Below are 21,948 nucleotides of genomic sequence, written 5' to 3' on the forward strand. Positions count from 1 at the left end.
CCGACCGAAATCGTCAGCGCCATCAGCGACAGATTGTCGAGGCTGTAGCCGGCGACCCACATCAGCGCGCAGGCGCCGAGCAGCGCCAGCGGCACCGCGACGCTCGGGATGATCGTCGCCCACAGGCTGCGCAAGAAGACGAAGATCACCATCACCACCAGCGCGACGGTGAGCAGCAGCGTGAACTGCACGTCCTGAACCGAGGCGCGGATCGTCTGCGTGCGGTCGCTCAAGGTGAAGATGTCGATCGAGGGCGGCATCGAGGCCTTGATGCGCGGCAGCTCGGCCATGATCTGGTTGACGATGTCGATGACGTTGGCGCCCGGCTGCTTGAAGATGACGAGGAAGACGCTGCGCTTGCCGTCGGCCCAGGCGGCCTGAGTCGTGTCCTGCGGGCCGGTCACCGCCTGGCCGATATCGCGCACCCGCAGCGGCGCGCCGTTGCGGTAGGCGACGATGACGTCGTTCCAATCCGACGACCGGACGAGCTGATCGTTGGTGTAGATCGTGAAGGCGCTCGCCCCGCCGTTGATCGTGCCCTTGGGCTCGGCCAGCGTCGTAACCGAGAGCGGCGTGCGCACATCCTCGAGCGAAAGCCCTTTGGCGACGAGCTTGGCGGGATCGAGCTGGATGCGGATGGCGGGCTTCTGCTGGCCGCCGACCGTCACCTGGGCGACGCCGGGAACCTGGCTGATCTGCTGGGCGAGCTTGGTCTCGACGTTGTCGTCGACCTCGGTCAGCGGCAGGAGCGCCGAGGTCGCGGCGAGCAGCAGAATGGGCGAATCCGCCGGATTCACCTTGCGATATGTCGGCGGACTCGGCAGATCCTTCGGCAATTGCCCGCTGGCGGCGTTGATCGCCGCCTGGACGTCGGTCGAGGCGGCGTCGATGTCGCGATCGAGGTCAAATTGGATGGTGATGGCGGTCGAGCCGAGCGTGCTCGTCGACGTCATCTGCGAGACGCCGGAGATCTGCGCGAATTGCGATTCGAGCGGCTGGGCGACAGCGGAGGCCATGGTGTCGGGGCCGGCGCCCGGATACTTGGCGGAAACCTGAATGGTGGGGAAGTCGACCTGAGGCAGCGGCGCGACCGGCAATCTCGGATAAGCGATGATGCCGACAAACAGGATGCCGACCATCAGCAACGAGGTGGCGACGGGATGCCGAATGAACGGTTCGGAGATGCCGCCCGCCATGTCAGGGCGCTTTCACGGGCGCGCTCGGCGCCGCCACCGCAGGGGGCGTCGCAGAACTCGCAGGTGGGGTCGCGCCCGCAGACGGGGTTGCGCCCGCAGGCGCCGCCGTGGCGCTCGCCGCGCTCGACTGGACCAATGAGCCTTGAACCAATCGATATTGGCCCGCCGTGACCACGGTCTCGCCGGCCGTCAGGCCCGTCAGCACGACCGACTGGCCGTCGCCCTCTTCACCGACCGTGATGGCGCGCGATTCGACCTTGTTGTCGCTACCGACGACGAATGCGTAGAGACCGTTTGGACCGCGTTCGACGGCCCCGTCGGGAACGACGACGACTTGCTTCAGCGTGTCGACCAGCAGGCGCGTCGCGACCGACAGGCCGGGCCACAGCGCGCCGTCCTTGTTCTCGAAGGTCGCCTTCATGCCGATGGCGCCGCTCGCCGGGTCGATCGCGTCGTTGACGACGGCGAGATGGCCCTGCGAAAGCGTCCTCAACCCGTCCGAGCTCAGGGCGATCACCGGCGTGACGCCGGCCGCGAGCGCCTTATTGATCTGCGGCACGTCCTCCTCGGGCGCCGTGAATACGACCGCGATCGGCTGCAACTGCACGATGGTCACGATGCCGGTCGTGTCGACCGCGTGCACGATGTTGCCGGCGTCGACCAGGCGAAAGCCCGTCTTCCCCGTGAGCGGAGAGCGAATTGTCGTGTAGTCGACTTGCGTCTGGGCGCTGTCGATCGACGCCTGGTCGCCTTTGACCTGCGCGATGAGTTCATTGACCGTCGCCCGTTGCGTGTCGACCTTCTGGGCAGCAACGGAATCCTCTTTGGCGAGCCCGGTGTAGCGCACAAGGTCGAGCTGCGCGTTCTTGAGCGTCGCCTCGTCCTGCGCCTTCTTCGCGACCGCCTGATCGAGCGCCGCTTGATACGGACGCGGATCGATCTGCGCGAGAACATCGCCCTGCTTGACCATTTGGCCTTGCTTGAAGGCGATCTTGGCGACCTCGCCATCGACGCGGCTGCGGATGAGCACCGTCTGGTAAGGCTCCACGGCGCCGAGCCCGTTCAAGTAGACGGGGAAATCGGCCATTTTCGCCGGCGCGATAGTGACGGGGATGGGCGCAGCCGCCTGGGCGCTGTTGGCCTTGTTCCGATCCGCCGTCCCGACGTCGGCGCCGTAAAAGTGGCGCCAGCCAAAGGCGCCGCAGAGCGCAAGCGCGACCAGGGCGGCTGCCAGCGTCCAACGGCTACGGAGAAGCGAAGGGCGAGGCGAGGCCAAGACGCGCTCCAAAAAGCGGCGGGTCGACGAGATCGGCGGCTTCCCAGCCGTTCGGCGGCGTGTCGCTTCCGCATCAGGCCGCCGCGTCGAGAATACGGGACAGCGGAACGCGCAAGGAGGGTCGGAAAATACCTAGAGGTCGCGAGGCGTGACCGATTGCCGCGCTCTCAGGCAATCGCCTCGCCAAGCGGCCGAGCGCAGACAGGCGAGGTAGGTAGTTTCCGAGTCTGACGGCGCCGGCCGCCGCGCCCTATTCGTTGGCGCAGCTCGACAAAAGGGAAAGCCGGGCGTCGCTCAGCTCGCCACCCGGCCTCCGCGCTCAAGAAGAGAATCGCCTGTTGACATGGCCCATGCCGCCCTAGCGCCTCTCATTGGAGCGGAGTTCGACAAGTTCCTCTACGCGCCGATCCGCGAGGATCGTAACGGAACGCCGCTCAGCGTCCTTTCCGCGCTCGCGCGGCTGGACGTCGACCCTTGGCAAGAAGCCCTCAGCCTGGCGCTCATGCCGAAGGCGACGGCCGCCGTGCGGCTGGCCGCGTTGATCGCCGCGCTGCCGGACGAACAGACCAAGGATAATCCCGCCAAGTCGATCGCCGCCGATCTTGTGGCGCTGTTGCCGAAGACGGCCGGTTTCAGCGCCGGTTCGCCGGACAGCGTGTTTGCTGCGGTCGGGCCGCAGCGGGCGCAGATCCGTTTTGCTTTGGGCGCTCTGGCCATCATGGTTATGATCGCCCTTGCGCTCTCCGCCAGTCTTTCGTCGCCGCCAGGAAACGGCGCCAAGCCGACGGCCGCTCCGGTCGGCGACGCCGCGACCACCTTGCCGCACGAGCGCGATCATTAGGGTGTCGACGCGATCACGGCGCTGCGCTGGCCTCGCCGAAGGGATCGCGCGCGGCAAATCGCAAACGCGCGGCCGGCCCGTCGCAGGCTCGGCGCCAGCGCTCCGATCGCCTGAAATCATAGCAAGACCGCCAGCGCCCGACCTGCGCGCGTCGGCGCGGGTCGGGTCCGGCGGCGGTTGAGTCCTGCTTAGACCGGCGCGGTCTCGCCGCCGGTCTCCGCGGTCGTCGGTCGGTTTGCCGAGCGGCGTTCAGGCGGCGGCAGGCGTAGAAGACGCCGCCGCGGCGACGGCGTCGGCATCGCGATGAATATCGAGCCGCGACGGATTGGTCGCGCCGAGGATCGTCTTGGCGCGAGCGATCTCTTCCTTCGTGCCCCGCGCCATGACGAGAAAGCTGTCGGCCTTGAGGGCCGACTCGTACTGGATCACGCTGTCTTTCGGCACGCCGATGCTATAGAGCGCGGCGGCAAGCGCAGCCACGCCGCCGACGACGACGGCGTTCTCGATGCCGGCGACGATGATCGTGGCGAGAAAGCCGAGCACCACGACCGGCCCGGTCACCGGCGAGGCCAGGAATAGGCCGCCGAAGAACAGGCCCCAGAAGCCGCCCCAGAAGGCGCCGCGAGAGCCCCAAAACTTGATCCGATCGCCTGTGCTGTAGAAGCCGACGACCTTCTCTTCGGAGTGATAGCCGTTGCCGACGACGCTGAGGTTCTTCATGGCGAAACCGCCCGACGTCAGCGTCTTCACCGCTCCTTCGGCCGCATCGTGATTGGGAAATACGGCGATTGCCGTTTCTAACTTATCCATTGGGGTCTCCTTGCGACGAGAGGGCGCCGAGCCGTCGCGCCGAGCGCGGCTTCGCGCGAAAGCGGCGGCGGGCGAAGCGAACCATTCGCCGGCGCGTCGTCCGCTGAAACGACACTACCCGTCGGCGTCGGCGCGAAGACAGGCTCGGAAACTACTCAACTCCTTCGGGCCCCTGCGGACGCCGAAGTTGACCATATGCGCCGAGCGCACGGCCGGTCGATCGATCCCCGCGCTAGGTAGTTTCCGATTCTTTCCGACGACCCGCCACGAACTAAGGTCGAGCCACAACCCCATCGACGACGTTCGCGCGTCGAGCGGAACCATCGACAACCAGGAGACCATCATGCCGCTGCACAGGATCACAGGGTCCGGCGAGTCGGAGATCGAGGACGTATACGCGACCGAACCCGCCAACCGGCGGCTGCCGCGGTATCGCATCCCGAAGCTGTCCTCCGCCGCGCAGCCCATCTACGATCTGGTGCGCGACGAACTGCTTCTCGACGGCAACTCGCGGCAGAATCTGGCGACGTTCTGCACCACCTGGTCAGAGCCGGAAGGCCGCCAGTTGATGGCCGATTCGATCAACAAGAACATGATCGACAAGGACGAGTATCCGCAGACGGCGGAGATCGAGAACCGCTGCGTGCACATGATCGCCGATCTCTGGCACGCGCCGGGCGCCCGCAAGACGGTCGGATGCTCGACCACCGGATCGAGCGAGGCCTGCATGCTCGGCGGACTGGCGCTCAAGTGGCGGTGGCGCAATCGGCGCATCGCCGCCGGCAAGTCATACGCCAAGCCGAATTTCGTCTGCGGACCGGTGCAGGTGTGCTGGCACAAATTCGCCCGCTACTTCGACGTGGAGATTCGCCAGGTTCCGCTCGAGGGCGACGCGCTCGGGCTGCGTCCCGAGGACCTCAAGAAATATTGCGACGAGAACACGATCGGCGTCATCCCGACGCTCGGCGTGACGTTCACCGGCGTCTACGAACCGGTCGCCGCGTTGGCGGCGGCGCTCGACGACCTTCAGCGCGAAACCGGCCTCGACATCCCGATCCATATCGACGCCGCCAGCGGCGGGTTCATCGCGCCGTTCGTCGAACCGGAGCTGGAATGGGATTTCCGCGTCGAAAGGGTCAAGTCGATCAGCGCTTCCGGCCACAAATACGGGTTGGCGCCGCTCGGCGTGGGTTGGGTGGTCTGGCGCGACAAGGAGGACCTGCCTGACGAGTTGATCTTCAACGTCGACTATCTCGGCGGTCAGATGCCGACCTTCGCGCTGAATTTCAGCCGGCCCGGCGGTCAGATCATCGCGCAATATTACAATTTTCTGCGGCTCGGCCGCGAAGGCTATACGCGAATTCAGCAGACCTGCGCCGACACCGCGCAATGGCTGGCCGGCGAAATCGCCAAGCTCGGACCGCTGGAGCTGGTTTACGACGGCAAGGGCGCCCTGCCGGCGGTTTGCTACAAGCTGAAGGAAGGCCACAACTATGGCTTCACGCTGTACGACCTGTCCGAGCGGGTCCGTATGCGCGGCTGGCTGATCGCCTCCTATCCGCTGCCGCCGAACCGCCAGACGACCATCATCCAGCGGGTCTTGATCCGCCACGGCGTCAGCCGCGATCTCGCGCAACTGTTGCTCGACGATCTTAGCCGCGCGCTCGAGCATCTGCAGGCCAATCCCGTTTCGCATTCGGCGGCGGGGCCGACCTTTCATCACTGATACCCCACCCGAGGGAGGCGACAATGGCCCAATCCAAGTTAGCAGTGGTTTCCACTTTCGGCATTGCGATGATGACAGCGGCGGCTGTCGTCAGCCTGCGCGGTCTGCCAATGATGGCGAAGGAGCAGTTGACGCTGTTCGTCTATATCGCCTTCGCGACGTTCATCTTTCTCATTCCCGCCGCGCTGGTTTCGGCGGAACTCGGCGGCGCGTTCGGCGAGAAGGGCGGCGGTGTCTATACCTGGGTGAAGGAGGCGTTCGGCTCCCGCTGGGGCTTTGTCGCCATCTGGCTGCAATGGATCCAGAACGTGGTCTGGTACCCGACCGTGCTCGCGTTCGCTGCAGCCGCCATCGCCTACGTCGTGGGCAAGCCGAATCTGGCTAATAACGGCATCTATGTCGGTATCTTCTGCATCGCCGCTTATTGGGTTGCGACGCTGATCACGTTGCGCGGCGTGAGCACCATCGCCAAGGTGACGAGCTGGGCTTTTCTTTTGGGAACGGTGCTGCCCGGCGTGGTGATCATGGTTCTGGCGGTGATCTGGATCGCCCAGGGCAACCCGATCGCCTTGCTCCATCCCGTAGCGACCGACTCGACTTCCGTCATGTCGATGGCGGGCGGTCACCCGCATCCCCGCTATTTTCCTAACATTGCCGGATTGGGCGACATCGCTTTTCTCGCCGGCATCATTCTGCTGTTCGCCGGCGTCGAGGTGCACGCCGTGCACGCCAACGAAATGTCGGACCCGAAGCGCCAATTCCCCATCGCCATGTTGATCGCCTCGGTGGCGGTCATCCTCTTGTTCACCCTCGGCTCGTTCGCGGTGGCGACCGTGCTGCCCGACGCGCAGATCAATCTTCAGGAAGGACTGATGAAGGCCTTCCAGCAGATCTTCGCGCGTTTCGGGATCGACTGGGCGACGCCGATCATCTGCCTGCTGCTGGCGTTCGGCGGGATCGGCGGTGTGATGTCGTGGATCAGCGGTCCCAGCCGCGGCTTGCTTTGGACGGCCCAGGAAGGCGAAATCCCGCCAATCCTGGCCAAGACCAACAAGAATGGCGTGCAGATCAGCATCCTGATCGTTCAAGGCGCGATCGTCACCATCCTCTCGCTGGCCTATTTCGTCATGGCCGACGTCAGCGTCGCGTTCTTCCTGCTCAGCGCGATGACGATCACGCTCTATTTGATCATGTACATGCTGATGTACGCCGCGGCGATCCGACTGCGCTATTCGCAGCCGGATCTGAAGCGCAGCTACCGTGTGCCGGGCGGGACGGTCGGGATGTGGATCGTCGCCGGGGTCGGCTTCGCCGGCGTCGCCTTCTCCTTCCTGGTCGGCTTCTTTCCGCCGACCCAACTGCCGGTCGGAAGCCCGTCGCTCTACGTCGGACTGGTCGTCGGCGGCACGGTGGTGTTCACCGGCCTGCCGCTGCTGATCGGAATGCTGAAGCAGTCGTCCTGGCGGGCCGTCGCTCCGGCCAAAGCTGCTACCCCGAAGGCGGCCTGACCCGCTCCACATGCGCAAACGGCGACGCGGCGACGCGTCGCCGAAAGCGCTCGGTCAAAATCGTGATGGCGAGCTTCGTCGACTGCGATCTCGTCGTGTCTGAATGCGCCAGAAGATCACACCTAAAGGGAGAGTTTCGTGGCATACGGCACGCGCGACGAAGCTGGAGTCCTCTCCGCCCGCGCCTTATCGCGAAGGCGATTGATGGCGATGGGCGCCGCCGGCGCTCTGATCGCGGCCACACCGTTGGGCTCCGGCGCGACCCGCGGCCCAAGCGCGGGTCAATCCCGAGCCGGTAGATGAGCGGCGTAGGGGGAGGGATCATGGCGGTCTTTCCAGGGAACTGGTCGATCGCGGCCTTTTCTCCGCCGCTGGATGTCGCCGGCAACAGCGTGCGGGCGCAGCTTGCGATCGCCTGGATCGCTGATCAGCTCAGCGCGAACATCTATGCGAACTGAGTCGGACTTCGAGCGCCGCACAGGCCCGATCAAGTCGCTTGGGCGAGTAGAAACCCCGATGACAAAAGGCGACGGCGGCTACCGATGAGCACGATCGATTACGCCAAATTGGCGAAGCTGGGCCCGTTCGAGATCAAGGACCAGTTGACGAGGCTGGCGTCCAGTCACGCCGACCGCTTGATGCTCAACGCCGGCCGCGGCAACCCCAACTTCGTGGCGACCATCCCCCGCTACGGATTCTTCCAGCTCGGGCTGTTCGCCATGCAGGAGGCGGAGCGTTCCTTCGCCTATATGCCGGAAGGCGTCGGCGGGCATCCGCGGTTCGAGGGAATCGAGACGCGTTTCGACGCCTTCGTCACGGCCCATCGAAACGCGCCGGGCGTCGCCTTCCTCAATGCGGCAGTCTCCTATGTCCGCGACCGGCTCGGCCTTTCGACCGCGGCGTTCTTGCACGAGATGGCGTCGGGGATTCTCGCCTGCAGCTATCCCACCCCGCCTCGCATGCTTTCGATTACCGAAATCATCGTGCGCCACTACCTCGAGCGGGAACTGGTCGGCGGCCCATTGCCGTCAGGAGGCGCGGACCTGTTCGCGGTCGAAGGCGGCACGGCGGGAATAACATACGTCTTCAATACACTGCGAGAGAACAAGCTGCTGGCGCCGGGCGACAAGATCGCCATCGGCGCGCCGATCTTTGCGCCCTACATCGAGATCCCCCAATTGAACGACTACCAATTGGTGGAAGTTCAAGTGGACGCGGATTCTGCGGAAGGCTGGCAGTATCCCGCCTCCGAACTCGACAAGCTGGCCGATCCGGAAGTCAAGGCGTTCTTTGTCGTCAATCCGAGCAATCCGCCGTCCGTGAAGATCAACGCCGACGGCCTGCGCGAGATCGGCAAAATCGTCACCGACAGGCGGCCCGATCTCATCATCATAACCGACGACGTCTACGCCACATTCGCGGACGACTTTGTTTCGCTGTTTGCGATCTGCCCGCGCAACACCATTCTGGTGTATTCCTTTTCGAAATATTTCGGCGCCACAGGCTGGCGGCTGGGCGTCGTCGCGACGCATCGCGACACGATCCTCGACGCTCGGCTCGCGGCGCTGCCGGAAGCGGACAAGACGATGTTGGACGCGCGTTATCGCTCGCTGACGGCGGAGCCGCGAAAGCTCAAATTCGTCGACCGCCTGGTCGCCGACAGCAGGACCGTCGCTCAGAACCACACCGCTGGGCTCTCGACTCCCCAGCAGGTTCAGATCGCCCTGTTCTCCCTGTTCGCCCTGATGGACGAGTCCGGCGCCTATAACAATGCGATCAAGCGCATCATTCGACGCCGGCAGGACGCTCTGTATCGTGAACTGGGAATCTCGACCGGGCGCGATCCGAACGGAACGGACTATTACACGTTGCTCGACCTCGAGGCGATCGCCACCGAGCTCCATGGTCCCGAATTTGCGCACTGGATGCTCGAAAAGAAGGAGCCGTTGGAAATGCTGTTCCGGCTCGCGGACGAGGGCGGCGTCGTCCTGCTGCCCGGCAAGGGATTCGGAACCCTGCATCCGTCGGCGCGCGCCTCGCTCGCGAACCTCAACGAATATGAGTACACGAAAATCGGACAAGTCATTCGTTCGCTCGCCGACGAGTATTTCGCGGAATTCCGGCGAAGCGAGGCGGGGGGCGCTGCAAAGACCCCCGATACCTAGGCGGACGTGGCGCACCTGCAGGCGCGCTCCGATTGGAAACGAAGCTGTCGCGTCTTGTGACTCGCCCATCTCCGCGTCGACGAAACCGGCGCGGGCGAGGACGGAGATCAGTCCGGTCTCCCGGAGCTACACGCCATGTTGCACGACATCCTGTCGACCGCGCCCGCGCTCGTCGCGACCGTGAAGACCCTCCTGCTCGACCGCCCCGAACTCGCGATCTTCGCCGCGCTGATCGTCGGATACGCGATCGGCTCGATCAAACTGGGGCCGTTCCAGCTCGGCGGCGTGGCAGGCACGCTGCTCGCTGCGCTGGTGATCGGGCAGGTCGGAGTCATCATCGACCCGACCCTTCAACGCTTCATGTTCACGCTGTTCATCTACGCGCTGGGCTTTTCCGTTGCGCCGGAATTTTTCGCCAGCGTCGATCGGACCACCTGGACCTGGGGTCTGCTGGTCGGCGTCGAGGTCGTTCTCATCATCGTTGTCGTATTCGTCGCCACCTGGCTGTTCAAGCTGGACGTGGGAACGGCAAGCGGCTTGCTCGCCGGATCGGCGACCGAGTCGGCGATGGTCGGCACCGCGAGCGAGGCGATCGGCAGGCTGGGACTCGCGGCCGAAGCAACGAAAGCGCAACAGGCGAACGTCGCCACCGCATACGCCCTTTCCTACATTTTCAGTCTTGTCACCATCGTATTGTTCGCCAGTCAGGCCGCGCCGAGACTGCTCGGAATCGACTTGCGCGCCGAGAGCCGCCGCGTTCTGGCGAAGCTCGGAGGACCGGATCTGAATTTGGATTCCGATCAGAGCCATTCTTTCCCCCCGATCATCAGTCGAGGATTCCGGGTGGCGGCCGCCGCCGGCAAGACCGTCGAGAAGGTGGAAGCCGAGCTTGGCGGCGGCGCGACCATCGAGCGCGTCGAGCGCGGCGACGCGCAGGCGCCAGTGAGCGCCGCCTGCCTGCTCGCTTCAGGCGACGAAGTTGCGCTTTCCGGGCTGCGCGCCGTGTTGGCCGACGCGGCTCGCGTCATCGGCCCCGAACTCAGCGACCCCAAGGACGTCGACTTCATCGTTGAAACGCGCGATGTCGTATTCACCTCCCGCGCGGTCCCGGGGGCGGACGCGGGAGCGATCGTCAAGTTCTTGCGCGCTGCCGACTGCCGCGGCGTCTACCTCGCAGGGATCGTGCGCTTAGAGCGCGCGCTCCCGTTGCTGCCGGGCCTCAAAGTGCGGCGCGGCGACGTGTTGCGGCTGTTCGGCAAACCGACAGACGTTGCGCGCGCCGCGCGCCTCCTCGGCGAGGCCGAAACCCCAAGCAACGCCACCGATTTCGTCTACCTCGGCGCGGGTCTGGTCGTCGGCGTCCTGATCGGCGCGTTGTCCGTGCCGGTCGCCGGCGTTTCGCTCTCTCTTGGGAGCGCGGGCGCTTTGCTGTCCGGTCTCGCCTTTGGCTGGATGCGCTGTCGCCGGCCGACATTCGGCCAGTTCCCGGCCGCGGCGTCGCAAATCCTGAAGGACCTCGGACTCGCAGTCTACATTGCCGCGATCGGGTTGACTTCCGCGCCAGGCGTTCTGGCGCTGCTGAAGACACGCGGGTGGCAACTGCCGGTCGCCGCCGTGCTCGTCTCGCTCGTCCCGACGCTGGCCTCGGTCTATATCGGCCGATACCTGCTGCGCATGGAGCCGGCGATCCTGTGCGGTGCGATCGCCGGGCAGCAAGCCAGCACGCCTGCGATAAAGGCGACGGAAGCCGCCGCAGGCAACTCCGTGCCGGTCATCGGCTATACCGTGACTTACGCGATCGCGAACGTCGTCTTGCCCCTGTTGGGACCCATATTTGTCGCCGCTTTCGCCGCCATGAGCGGGCATCCGGTTGCGCCTTAGGGCGAGGGATTGCGCTACCGATGTCAAAACGCAGCGGCGTGGCTCGACGATTCGTGGGCGGCGTCGCTCAACCGTCGCCAGCCTCGTGATCCGCGGCTGAGTAGATTCCGACTCTGCCGGGCTGGGCAAGGCTTTGGCATTCTGCATGGACTTGGGATCGGCGTTCCCTAGCGCCGCGATCAGCCGGTGGTTTTCCATGCCGGCGCCAGCCAGGGCGCGAATGCGAATGTCAGCGGCGGCGGGATCGCGGTGGAATCGCAGACCTCGGCCTAACCGCGTTCCACAAGCGTTGCATGCCGCGCTTCCTTGGCGCGGCGGAGAGAATCGCATGACCCACGAATCGCCCAGCGCCCCGGTGGAACAGCCGGAAGTCGCCCCAAGCCTGGAGACGGCCGGCGATCTTATGACCACCGCTATCGTCTCCGTTGCGGTCGGAACCAGCGTGCGCGACGTCGCGCGCCTGCTGCTGGAAAAACGCATCAGCGCCGTTCCCGTGCTCGGCGCCGACCAGCAACTGCTTGGAATGGTCAGCGAAGGCGACCTTCTCGGTCGCAGCGACGCCGACCGGGTCGCCCGGCGCGACTGGTGGCTGGCCCTGCTTGGAGATGGTCAACCCCTGGCCGAACCGCTCGAGGCGCTGGGCGCTCGGCCAGTCGAGCAGGTCATGCGCGCGCCTGTCATGACGATCGAAGCGCAGGCGCCGTTGCGAGAGATCGCCGAGATGTTTCGTGTCTATGACGTAAAGCGGCTGCCCGTCATCCGCGCAGGCCGCATCGCCGGAATCGTCAGCCGGGCGGATTTGGTGCGCGCCATGGCGGCCATGGTTCCGCAGCCGGCGACGAAGGCGTCGCTCGGCGGCTTGGCCGGAATGTTCGCCGGGATGATGAAGACCGAGAGCCGACCGCCCGCGTTGGCGCGTTCTTCCACAGCCCCGGTCGTCGTCGCGCCCGCCATGACCGCGGACGCGTTTCTCACCCTCGTGACCGCTTCGAAACAAGCCGGGCAGGACGAGGCCGTCGCCGCCAAAGATCAGGCGAAGCAGGAACTGGAGCGCCAGGTCAAGGCCATGCTGCAGGAACACATCGACACGCCGGCGTGGAATGCGCTGCTCGAGCGCGCGCGATCCGCGGCCAGGCTTGGCGAGAACAGCTTCGAGCTCATCCGCTTTCCCTGTGACCTCTGCAGCGACGGCGGCCGCAAGATCGACGTCGGCGAGACCGACTGGCCGACCACCCTGAGGGGCGAAGCGGCCGAGTTCTACACGCGATGGGAACGCGACCTACGCCCGGCAAAATTCGGGCTCTCCGCCCAACTTGTCGATTACATCGACGGAATCCCGAGCGATGTGGCGCTGTCGCTGACGTGGCGCGCGTAGGCGCGCTTCCGGCGAGCGTCGACGCCCTGCGACTTCGCCAGCTCGAATTCGGCCAAAGGAAGCGAGGGTGGAGCGACCGGCGGACTTCCGCTCGCAATATCAATTCGTTGCAATGGCGCACCCGGAGAGATTCGAACTCCCGACCCCCAGATTCGTAGTCGGGTGCGGGCCATCGATTTCATTGAGTCTTGTTACCGAGAGGTCGGCGCCCTGCCCCAAGGCCGCGGCAGTCGACGCACTTCGCGGCGCTGTTCGTCACCAGGACCTTGGAAGGAGGGACACGCGAAGAGACCGCGCGAGTCTCGGCTTTCGGACTTCTCGTCACGCTCCCGACGTGACGGGGGCGGCGGCAGCCTGCCCCGAGGTTGATCCAATTTCAATGTTAGCGCACGGCGAGTTCTGACGCCATGGTTGGGGTGGGCGAGCGCGCGGCCCCGACAGCAGGCGCGCTCGCCCACGGCGCGATGTTTTCGCTGTTGGGAACGTAGCTTTCAGGCGCTGGCTGACGGTAGCCGAGGGAACTGTGCGGTCTGATGGCGTTGTCGTGACGCCGCCAGGCTTCGATCGGGACCTGGGCCTTGGCCAGGCTGAAGAAGACCTCGCCGTTGAGCAGCTCATCGCGCAGCTTGCTGTTGAAGCTCTCGCAGTCGCCGCTCTCCCAGAGGCTGCCGGGCTCGATGCAGACGGTCTTGGCGCCGACCGCGGCGATCCCCTCGCGCAGAGCCAAGGCGATGAACTCCGGCCCGTTGTCTGACCGCACATAGGCTGGCGGCGCGCGTAGGATCATCACGTCGGCCAAGCTCTCCAGCAGAGCGGTCTCGAAGCCGGCTTCAGTCAGCCCCGCATGCAGCCACTGCGACAGCGGTCCCGCCTCAAGCCCGACCCGTTCGATCGAGTGACCGCGCCCGCGCAAGAAGCTGACGAGCGCGTCAGGCTCGCTTGTCACCTTCGCTTCGCGGATGATCGCGCCTTTGGCGTCAACCACGCGGACGCTGGAGAGTTCCAAGGAGACACCAATTTCGACATAGTGTTCCATCGCTTGTCCTTCGACCCGAATCTTCGGGGCCGGCCTCAACCGGGGACCCCGATCACCAGGATCGGGGGACAAGCCAATGTCCTCAGCTTTCAGGCTCAGGCACGGGGCGATTACGGCATCTAGTTAGACGGCAAAATGGACATGCTTGCCGCCGCCGCGCCAGAAACAGATTGATCAAATTGCGACTTCGTCACCGGGCTGCTAAAGGGCCATGCTCGGGTCCTCGATGATCTCGATGAGCCCCATTCCCTTCACGGAGTAAAACGACACCAACATCCCGTCGAACAGCACCGCGGCCTTGGGGGACGACACGCAAGAGAGCCGCATCCCTTCCATGCCCTCGATCGCGCCGAGGGTTGCGCGCAAATCACCGCACCTGTAGCACATATGATACACGAGACCTTCCTCATGGGTTTTGAGCAGCTTGTCCAGCGGCCCGCCCGCCGACCCCGGCGAGATGATCTCGACCGCCGGCATGTTCGGGTGCCGGCTCATACCGAGCCAGACGTTCTGCAGTGGGTCGTAGATCCTCGGCTCGACGCTGTATCCCAGGCCGGCCAAGAAGCGCTCGGCAATTTCGGGCGTCTTCACCGCCAGTCCTAGATGATGGAACAGCAATCCCAACCTGTTCATTTCCTGTGTCAAGCCCTTGACCCTTTCGTCGCGTTCTCAGCGGTATCGCGCGTGAAGGTGTGCCCACCGAATACATCAGCAAAGGCGGCCGACTATGCCGAACCATCTCCGATGTCAATCGGCCCTTTAATTGCGGGGAAGAGTTTTACTCCGGCGCTCCCGGAACACCCGGCCGCTTCAGTGAGGGATTATTGCTCCGGCGCTTACAAGCTCCTAATGGAAGGCCTGGGTCAGTCCTTGACGGAAAGCAACACTCATTCAACTCGCGATGAAAACGGAGCGTGGCCGTCGTCATGCAATCGAGTATGGCATTGCTCGTGAAGGCGCATTTCATCGTCATTCATAGAGGTTTCGCATGGATATCGGCTTTATTGGACTGGGCGGCATGGGTCGCGCAATGGCGCTCAACGCGTTGAAGGCGGGACATTCAGTGCGGGTGTGGAATCGTTCGCGCGATGCCACCAAGCCGCTGGCCGAGCAGGGAGCGACCGCGGTCAATACCCCCGCCGAAGCCTTCGCCGGAGAAGCGGTGTTTTCCATGCTCGCCGATGACGCCGCGCTGCGCGCCGTGCTTATCGACGGCGGCGTGCTGAAGCACGCGCAAAGGGGCTTGATCCACGTCAACATGGCGACAGTTTCGATAGCGCTCTGCGACGAACTCGTGGCGCTTCACGAACAGCATGGCGTGGTCTATGTAGCCGCGCCTGTCCTCGGCCGGCCCGATGTGGCTGCGGCGGGCAAACTCAATATAGTGGCGGCGGGCAGCGATGAAGCGATCGACCGTGTGCAGCCCGTGTTCGACGTGATCGGCCAGAAAACCTGGCGTGTCGGCAGCAAGCCGCAGCACGCAAACGTCTTCAAGCTTGCGGCGAATTTCATGCTGGCGTCGGCGATAGAAACCACGAGCGAAGCTGCTTCGCTGATGTCGGGGCATGGCATCGATCCGCACGCTTTTCTCGACGTGATCACGAACACGCTGTTTCCCGGCCCGGTGTACCAGGGCTATGGCCGGATGATCGCCGACAGCCGCTACGAGCCTGCGCTCTTCAAGGCGAAGCTCGGCTTGAAGGACGTACGGCTCGCCATGGCCGCGGCGGAGGCGGTCAACGTCGCGTTGCCAATGGCGAACGTGGTGCGCGACAACCTGATCGAAGTGCTGGCCCAGGGCGATGGCGAAAAGGACTTCGCGGTGCTTGGCAAGATCGCGGCGCGACGCGCGGGAAGAGGCGATTGGTCGGTTTGACGCCGAGAAAATACGCGGCGACGTGAGCGTCGGCCGACCCGCTCCGCACGATTGTCTGATGACGTAACGACTTTCTGCGATCACCGCTGCGGTAGAGGGGCCCCTCGCCTCGGGCGCGTCGGCGACCATTTGCAAGAGACAAGGAACGTCAAAGGCCGGAAGCGCGCTCGCGACCAGTGAAGCGGATGGGATTTCAGAACGAGTTCGACGGAGGTTACGGGCTCCTGTTTGACGGTCGCTGGAATGCCGTCGCGCTTGCCGTCACCTACGGCTCGACGTCGCCCTCTGTCCGTCCTCGAAACGCTGGTGCGTATGCAGGACCCTGACCTGCTCCCCGGAACGGCCATGGTCCGGCGCGCCGCGCCCGACGACCTGACGATTGAGGACCTTTCCCTCGGCGACCTGCCGAACGACTGGCGGGACCAGGAGCCGTGGACCCAAGGGCGCAGCGACGAATGGCGCGGCGCGCTGCGGACGCCTCTCGTTCGGCGCCATCGGTCGTCGCGCCGCTCGCGAATTCGCCCGACCTGAATGTTCTGATCAACGATCGCCGCCCTGCAATTTGTGCAATAAGCCTCGACTCCGTTCAGCCCTTCGCGCTGGATCATAGATCGCTTTGACGCGACGACGGGCGCCGCGTCTTTTGACCAGGGCCATGCGCAGAGGGCTCCACGGATCAAAGGCGAAGGGGTTGTCTGGGCGAGCCAGCCACCTTCGCCAGATTAGGCGCGCGGGCACATCTTGACGCACATCGGCGCGCCGACGTCGACCTTGTCGATGCGTTGGAGGAGTCCGGTCTCGGCGTCCCGGCGGAAGATCACGATGGTGTCGCTGGCTTGGTTGGCCACCAGCACGAACCGGCCAGATGGGCTGATGGCGAAGTTGCGCGGCCAATGGCCTTCGGTCGAGACGTGACCGACCAACGTAAGCCCGCCGCTCTCCGCGGCGACTTTGAAAATCACGATGCTGTCGTGGCCTCGGTTGGAGCCGTAGAGGAACCGCTCATCCGGCGAAAGATGCAGGTCGGCGCAGTCGTTGCGGCCCGTGAAGTCGGCCGGCAGCGAAGAGACGAGCGAGACGAGCTCCAGCTTGCCGGTGCGGGAATCGTAGTTGAGGTGGCCAACCGTCGAGCCCATCTCGTTGATCACATAGGCGGACCGACCATTCTCACAGAAGACAAAATGCCGCGGCCCCGAGCGGGGCGGCAGGCTGACAAATGGCGTCTCGGCCGGCGTCAGCATCCCATTCTCGAAGCGATAGCTCATCACCTTGTCGAGGCCGAGATCGGTCACCACGACGAACCTGTTGTCCGGGCTCGGCACGGCGCAGTGCGGGTGCGGACGTTCCTGGCGAATGGGCGCTGGTCCCTTGCCGTGATGTGCAACGCTGCACAACGGCGCCTTCAGCCCGCCGTTCTCCGCAATCGGGTACACGACGGCGGCTTGCCCGGGATTCTCAGTAGGGAGAGCTTCCGCGTTCCACGGCTCATGGGCGTAGTTGGCGACCAGCAGAAACCGTCCGGAGCGATCGACCGTGTTCCAGGCTGTGATGCTGCCGAGCGTGGGCTGCATGTTGATGTAGGTAAGCGCCCCGGTATGGCGGTCGAACGCGTACGCGGTGACAGTGCCCTCGTTCCAGCCGAACACCTCAGCGGTGGCATAGAGACAGGCCTTTCCCTCGTGCAGGGAAAGATAGCCAGGGTTCTCCACGCCTTTGACCTTGCTCTGCAGGGTGAGGCGCCCGGTTGTCTCGTCGAACACGAAGACCAGGATACCTTCGCCATTGGCGCCTTCCAGATAGGGCGTTCCCCGCGTGAGAGTCCCAACAAATACCAAAGCCTCGTTGCTCATTTCTTGTTCTCCTCTTAGCTCCGCCCGATCGCACCAGCGCTGAAGGACGCTACCCTCACCCGCGCGGTCCATCACCGCGCGACAAGGATCGCCCGGAAGTCGTTGACGTTGGTGAGCGTCGGCCCCGTCACAACCTGATCGCCGAGCGCGCCGAAGAAGCCGTGGGCGTCGTTCCGCGCCAGACGCTCGCGTGGGTCGACGCCGAGCGCAGCGGCGCGCGCCAAGGTGTCGGGCGCCACGATTGCGCCTGCGATTTCCTCGGCCCCGTCCACGCCGTCGGTGTCGCCTGCGATCGCCCAGACGTCAGGCAATCCGTCGAGCGCGATGGCGAGCGACAGCAAGAACTCCACATTGCGTCCGCCGCGTCCATCGCCGCGGATCGTCACCGTGGTCTCGCCGCCCGAGATCAGCACCCCCGGCGCACGCACGGGATGACCACGCAGAGCGGCGCTGTGCGCGAACCCCGCCATCGCACGGCCGAGTTCTCGCGCTTCGCCCTCGATCGCGTCGCCGAGCAGCAGCGGCGCAACGCCGGCGTTGCGTGCGACTTCGGCCGCCGCCTGCAACGAGGTCCAGGGCGTTGCGATCACGACCGCCTCGGCGCGCGCGAGACGCGGATCGCCCGGTTTCGGGGTCTCGTCCGCAGCGCGTTCCAGGTGCTTGATCACCGACAAGGGTTCGGTCACGCCATAGCGCCTCAGGATCGATCGCGCCTCCGCAAAGGTCGTGGAATCGGGCACCGTGGGGCCTGAAGCGACGGAAGAGGGATCGTCTCCCGGCACATCCGAAATGATCAGCGTGACCACCCGGGCCGGAAATGCGGCTGCGGCGAGTCGTCCCCCTTTGATCGCAGAGAGATGCTTGCGCACGCAATTCATCTCGCCAATGGGCGCGCCGCAGGCGAGCAGCGCCCGGTTCACCGCCTGCTTGTCCGCCAGCGTCAGCCCGGCGGCGGGAAGACTGAGCAGCGCCGAGCCGCCGCCCGAAATCAGGGAAATGACCAGGTCGTCCTCAGACAGGTCCTGGACCATGTGAAGAATACGTTCCGCCGCTTGCTGGCCTCGCAGGTCGGGGACGGGATGCGCCGCCTCCACGATCTCGATCTTTCGGCATTGCGCGCCGTGACCGTAGCGCGTGACGACCAATCCCTCGAGCGGCCTGTTCCAGTTGTCCTCTACGGCGCGAGCCATGGCGGCGGCGGCTTTCCCGGCGCCGACCACGATTGTTCGGCCTCTCGGCGGCTGCGGCAGGCGCGCCGGGACCACTTTCGCCGGAAGCGCCGTTTCAATCGCCGCGGCGAACATAGCTCTCAGCAGCTCACGCGGCGCGTCTAGCATTCGCGACATTCCTTGCCTAATCAACTGACTTCGATCTTGACGCTTCTGACCGGGACGCAAAGTGGGGGGCATTTCGAGGCGCGCCTGGGAACTGTCGACCACCGCGAAAAGTTGCGACGGCGCACCCCTGGGGCCTTTCGGTTCGTTTCGCGCCGGTTGGGTTTCGCAATACGCCGATCGGAGGCCGCCCTATGTGCGCCTGTTCGTGCAGCGCAACGGCTGCCGACCATATGAGTCGGGCAGGATGCCGATGTCGCGCCCGATGGAGGACTGTTGAAGACACGCGGGCCTTTAGAGAAGGTTCAAGACTTGCCGAGAGCGATCACCATGCGCCCCCGGACTCTGCCGGCAAGCAAGTCCTGCGCGGCGCCGATCGCATTCTCGAGCGGCGCCTCGTTGGTCATCAGGTCAAGCTTGGAAATGTCCAGCGTCTGCGCGAGACGGCTCCAAGCCAGTTCGCGGGTGGCGTTCGGTTGGTAGACACTCTCGATGCCCGCCAGCGTCACGGAGCGCAAGATGAACGGCGCCACTGATGCGGGGAATTGCAAACTGTCCGCCATTCCGCAGGCGGCGACCACGCCGCCGTAGCGCATCGTCGCGCAGACGTTGGCGAGAGTTTGGCCGCCCGCGCTGTCGATGGCGCCTGCCCAGCGTTCCTTGCCGAGCGGTTTGTCGGGCGCAGAGAACGCTTTGCGGTCGATGATCTCGTCTGCGCCAAGCGCGTGGAGATAGTCGGCCTCCGACACCCGGCCGGTGGCGGCCGCCACACGGTAGCCAAGCCGGTGAAGAATCTGGATCGCGACGCCGCCGACGCCGCCGCTCGCGCCGGTAACGAGAATTTCGCCAAGATCGGGGGTAACCTTCAGGCGCTCAAGCGTCATTACCGACAGCATGGCCGTCAGCCCCGCCGTGCCCAACGCCATCGCGCGCTTATGACTCAATCCGTCTGGTTTGCGAACCAGCCAATCGCCGTTCACGCGCGCCCGTTCCGCAAGACCGCCCCAGTGAAGCTCGCCGACGCCCCACCCCGTAAGGATGACCTCGTCGCCTGTCCGAAATTTCGGATGCGCGCTCGCTTCGACGATTCCCGCCAAATCGACGCCCGGGACCATCGGGAACTTTCGCACCACGGGCCCCTTCCCCGTGATCGCCAAACAATCCTTATAGTTGAGTGCCGAATAGGCGATGCCTACAGTCACATCGCCCTGCGGCAGATCTACGTCTTCCAACTGCGTCAACTTGGCCGTATAACTTCCGCCAAGCTTGTCGATCAGGATTGCTTGAAACTTCACCGCTTCTCTCCGGGACCTTGACGATCAAGGGCGGTTAGGGTTTTGGGGTCGTCGCGTCGCAGGTCAGAGAGTTGCCGCGGAGCAGACGGGAACAACTTAGTCATACCCGACGAGGCGCCGCAAGCAATGCACTCTTCCTTTGCGAGACCCATGTCCTGTGCGAGATACACAATCACAATCGCTAGTACGCGTAGAAGCCGCGGCCGGTCTTGCGGCCCAATCGCCCGGCTTCCACCATCTTCACGAACAACGGGCAGGGACGGTATTTCGAATCGCGGAGGTTGTCGTAAAGCCCGGTAATGGTGGCTAGAGCGACGTCAAGACCGACAAAATCCAGTAACTCCAAAGGGCCCATGGGAAAGTTGCAGCCGAGCTTCATGCCGGCGTCCACATCCTCGGGCTTCGCACCCTCCATGACGCAAAACACCGCTTCGTTGAGCAACGGCAGCAAGAGTCGGTTGACGATGAAGCCGGGGTAATCTGGCGCAAGCACCCCCGTCTTGCCGATCGCCTCCACGTAAGACCGCGCCCGTTGATAGGTGTCGTCGGAGGTCGCCAAGCCGCGCACAATCTCCACCAGCTTCATCCGGGGCACTGGATAGAAGAAGTGCAACCCGACCACCTTGTCAGGCCGCTTCGTCACCGCACTGATTGCGGTAATGGACTGCGCCGAAGTGTTGCTGGCCAGAACGGCATCGGGACCGACGATCGCGTCCAGTTTCTTGAATGCGTCCTTCTTGACGGCCAGATCTTCAAAGACCGCCTCGATCACGAAATCGGCCGCCGCCAGCGCCGCGATGTCGGCGCTGAGCGTGATCCGGTCGAGCACGTCCTTGGCGGCAGCCGAATCCAATTGCCCTTTCTCCACCGATTTCCGCACGCTCGCCTCGATCCGGCCCCGACCCTTCACGGCGGCGCTCTCACTCGCATCGACCAAGATCACTCCGCTCCCAGCGCGAGCGCTAACCTCAGCGATGCCGGCGCCCATGAGGCCGGCGCCCAAAATCCCCACCGTCTTCATTCATCGTCTCCAAACTGTCGGGGCTAAAGAACCATCCCCCCGCTGACATTGATGACTTCGCCCGTGACGTAAGCAGCCTCGTCGGAGGCCAGGAAAGCGACCACGTTGCCGACATCTTCTGGCGTGCCGACTCTTCCCGCCCAGATCTTGCCGACCATGGCGTCCCAAACATTCTGCGGCACGCCGCGGGTCATCTCGGTGTCGATGAAGCCGGGGCAGATCGCGTTGACCGTCACGCCCTTTTTCGCCAACTCGCGCGCCGCCGTCTTGGTCAGACCGACTATGCCCGCTTTGGAAGCGGCATAGTTTGCCTGGCCGAAGTTGCCCAGCCAGCTCATCGACGCGATGTTGACAATCCGCCCGTAGCCGCGCTCGCGCATCTGCTGCGCCGCCAGGCGCAGGCAGTAGAAGGCGCCGGTCAGATTGACGGCAATGACCTTATCCCAGGCCTCGTCGCTCATCTTATGAAGCATGCCGTCGCGGTTGATCCCGGCGTTGTTCACCAGGATGTCGATCGGGCCGAAAGCGGCGGCCGCGGCGAACATCGCTTCCACTTCGATCCGCTTGGATACGTCGGCGCAGGCGGCGACGGCTGATCCGCCGACTTTGACGATCTCCTCGGCGACCTCATGGGCATTGCGCTCGACCGCATCGCCGATCACAACCTTGGCCCCTTCGCGCGCCAGCTTTAGCGCTATGCCCTTTCCTAGTCCGCGCCCCGCTCCCGTGACGATCGCCACCTTATTCGTGAGTCGCAT

16 protein-coding genes and 2 pseudogenes are annotated in these 21,948 nt (G+C 64.6%); 8 read left to right on the forward strand and 10 right to left on the reverse strand.

The genetic code is table 11. The features are described 5' to 3' along the window. Positions 1-1,196: efflux RND transporter permease subunit (locus ABSF49_RS02305; protein WP_424111014.1), on the reverse strand; the 1,196-nt coding region annotated here is incomplete at its 3' end. Between the two features lies 1 nt (position 1,197). Further along, positions 1,198-2,484: an efflux RND transporter periplasmic adaptor subunit gene (locus ABSF49_RS02310; protein WP_424111015.1), complete on the reverse strand. Its 1,287-nt coding sequence runs from the start codon at positions 2,482-2,484 to the stop codon at positions 1,198-1,200. Positions 2,485-3,010: 526 nt separating this feature from the next. On the opposite strand from ABSF49_RS02310, the gene ABSF49_RS02315 reads away from it, so the two are divergent. Next, positions 3,011-3,313 (forward strand): hypothetical protein, encoded by a 303-nt coding sequence (locus ABSF49_RS02315; RefSeq protein WP_424111016.1) that lies wholly within the window; start codon positions 3,011-3,013, stop codon positions 3,311-3,313. 249 nt (positions 3,314-3,562) lie between these two features. On the opposite strand, the gene ABSF49_RS02320 is transcribed toward ABSF49_RS02315, so the two are convergent. Continuing rightward, on the reverse strand, positions 3,563-4,123 hold the full coding sequence (locus tag ABSF49_RS02320) for a general stress protein (RefSeq protein WP_424111017.1): 561 nt from the start codon (positions 4,121-4,123) through the stop codon (positions 3,563-3,565). A gap of 343 nt (positions 4,124-4,466) precedes the next feature. On the opposite strand from ABSF49_RS02320, the gene gad reads away from it, so the two are divergent. The 6 genes and pseudogenes from gad (at position 4,467) to ABSF49_RS02350 (ending at position 12,778) form a co-directional block, all read left to right on the forward strand. Next, complete coding sequence (gene gad, locus ABSF49_RS02325; protein ID WP_424111018.1) at positions 4,467-5,849, forward strand: glutamate decarboxylase; 1,383 nt, start codon at positions 4,467-4,469, stop codon at positions 5,847-5,849. A gap of 23 nt (positions 5,850-5,872) precedes the next feature. After that, on the forward strand, positions 5,873-7,357 hold the full coding sequence (locus ABSF49_RS02330; RefSeq protein WP_424111019.1) for an amino acid permease: 1,485 nt from the start codon (positions 5,873-5,875) through the stop codon (positions 7,355-7,357). 302 nt (positions 7,358-7,659) lie between these two features. Then, positions 7,660-7,815 (forward strand): annotated as a pseudogene (locus tag ABSF49_RS02335) (glutaminase); the annotation flags it as partial. Between the two features lie 84 nt (positions 7,816-7,899). Next, positions 7,900-9,522: a bifunctional aspartate transaminase/aspartate 4-decarboxylase gene (locus tag ABSF49_RS02340; protein ID WP_424111020.1), complete on the forward strand. Its 1,623-nt coding sequence runs from the start codon at positions 7,900-7,902 to the stop codon at positions 9,520-9,522. Between the two features lie 135 nt (positions 9,523-9,657). Further along, entirely contained in the window at positions 9,658-11,403 is a 1,746-nt protein-coding gene (gene aspT / locus ABSF49_RS02345; RefSeq protein WP_424111021.1) for an aspartate-alanine antiporter, read from the forward strand. A gap of 328 nt (positions 11,404-11,731) precedes the next feature. Next, entirely contained in the window at positions 11,732-12,778 is a 1,047-nt protein-coding gene (locus ABSF49_RS02350) for a CBS domain-containing protein (RefSeq protein ID WP_424111022.1), read from the forward strand. A 382-nt stretch (positions 12,779-13,160) separates the two neighbouring features. On the opposite strand, the pseudogene ABSF49_RS02355 reads toward ABSF49_RS02350, so the two are convergent. Further along, positions 13,161-13,595: pseudogene (locus ABSF49_RS02355) on the reverse strand (integrase core domain-containing protein); the annotation flags it as partial. 420 nt (positions 13,596-14,015) lie between these two features. Further along, the gene (locus tag ABSF49_RS02360) at positions 14,016-14,438 is read right to left on the reverse strand and encodes a VOC family protein (protein ID WP_424111023.1); all 423 of its coding nucleotides are present in this window, start codon (positions 14,436-14,438) and stop codon (positions 14,016-14,018) included. A gap of 364 nt (positions 14,439-14,802) precedes the next feature. Between ABSF49_RS02360 and ABSF49_RS02365 the strand changes: the two genes are divergently transcribed. Then, on the forward strand, positions 14,803-15,690 hold the full coding sequence (locus tag ABSF49_RS02365) for an NAD(P)-dependent oxidoreductase (protein ID WP_424111024.1): 888 nt from the start codon (positions 14,803-14,805) through the stop codon (positions 15,688-15,690). 722 nt (positions 15,691-16,412) lie between these two features. On the opposite strand, the gene ABSF49_RS02370 is transcribed toward ABSF49_RS02365, so the two are convergent. The 5 genes from ABSF49_RS02370 to fabG all read right to left on the reverse strand — a co-directional run bounded on the left by ABSF49_RS02370 (position 16,413) and on the right by fabG (position 21,948). Beyond that, positions 16,413-17,540 carry a lactonase family protein gene (locus tag ABSF49_RS02370; protein ID WP_424111025.1) on the reverse strand — a complete coding sequence of 376 codons (1,128 nt, stop codon included), beginning with the start codon at positions 17,538-17,540 and terminating at the stop codon, positions 16,413-16,415. A gap of 71 nt (positions 17,541-17,611) precedes the next feature. Then, positions 17,612-18,877 carry a glycerate kinase type-2 family protein gene (locus ABSF49_RS02375; protein WP_424111026.1) on the reverse strand — a complete coding sequence of 422 codons (1,266 nt, stop codon included), beginning with the start codon at positions 18,875-18,877 and terminating at the stop codon, positions 17,612-17,614. A 302-nt stretch (positions 18,878-19,179) separates the two neighbouring features. Then, entirely contained in the window at positions 19,180-20,169 is a 990-nt protein-coding gene (gene acuI / locus ABSF49_RS02380) for an acrylyl-CoA reductase (NADPH) (RefSeq protein WP_424111027.1), read from the reverse strand. A gap of 181 nt (positions 20,170-20,350) precedes the next feature. Next, a complete protein-coding gene (locus ABSF49_RS02385) occupies positions 20,351-21,190 on the reverse strand; it encodes a 3-hydroxyacyl-CoA dehydrogenase family protein (protein ID WP_424111028.1) in 840 nt (279 codons plus the stop codon). 23 nt (positions 21,191-21,213) lie between these two features. After that, positions 21,214-21,948, reverse strand: a complete 735-nt coding sequence (fabG, locus tag ABSF49_RS02390) for a 3-oxoacyl-ACP reductase FabG (protein ID WP_424111029.1) — start codon at positions 21,946-21,948, stop codon at positions 21,214-21,216.

It is taken from the genome of Roseiarcus sp., assembly GCF_049514155.1.
In the GTDB taxonomy this organism is placed as follows: domain Bacteria; phylum Pseudomonadota; class Alphaproteobacteria; order Rhizobiales; family Beijerinckiaceae; genus Roseiarcus.

Coding starts and splice junctions, on each gene's coding strand:
- ABSF49_RS02320 (WP_424111017.1), bottom strand. CDS start 4,123: ATGGATAAGTTAGAAACGGCAATCGCCGTATTTCCCAATCACGATGCG.
- gad (WP_424111018.1), top strand. CDS start 4,467: ATGCCGCTGCACAGGATCACAGGGTCCGGCGAGTCGGAGATCGAGGAC.
- ABSF49_RS02330 (WP_424111019.1), top strand. CDS start 5,873: ATGGCCCAATCCAAGTTAGCAGTGGTTTCCACTTTCGGCATTGCGATG.
- ABSF49_RS02340 (WP_424111020.1), top strand. CDS start 7,900: ATGAGCACGATCGATTACGCCAAATTGGCGAAGCTGGGCCCGTTCGAG.
- aspT (WP_424111021.1), top strand. CDS start 9,658: ATGTTGCACGACATCCTGTCGACCGCGCCCGCGCTCGTCGCGACCGTG.
- ABSF49_RS02350 (WP_424111022.1), top strand. CDS start 11,732: ATGACCCACGAATCGCCCAGCGCCCCGGTGGAACAGCCGGAAGTCGCC.
- ABSF49_RS02365 (WP_424111024.1), top strand. CDS start 14,803: ATGGATATCGGCTTTATTGGACTGGGCGGCATGGGTCGCGCAATGGCG.
- ABSF49_RS02370 (WP_424111025.1), bottom strand. CDS start 17,540: ATGAGCAACGAGGCTTTGGTATTTGTTGGGACTCTCACGCGGGGAACG.
- ABSF49_RS02375 (WP_424111026.1), bottom strand. CDS start 18,877: ATGCTAGACGCGCCGCGTGAGCTGCTGAGAGCTATGTTCGCCGCGGCG.
- ABSF49_RS02385 (WP_424111028.1), bottom strand. CDS start 21,190: ATGAAGACGGTGGGGATTTTGGGCGCCGGCCTCATGGGCGCCGGCATC.
- fabG (WP_424111029.1), bottom strand. CDS start 21,948: ATGCGACTCACGAATAAGGTGGCGATCGTCACGGGAGCGGGGCGCGGA.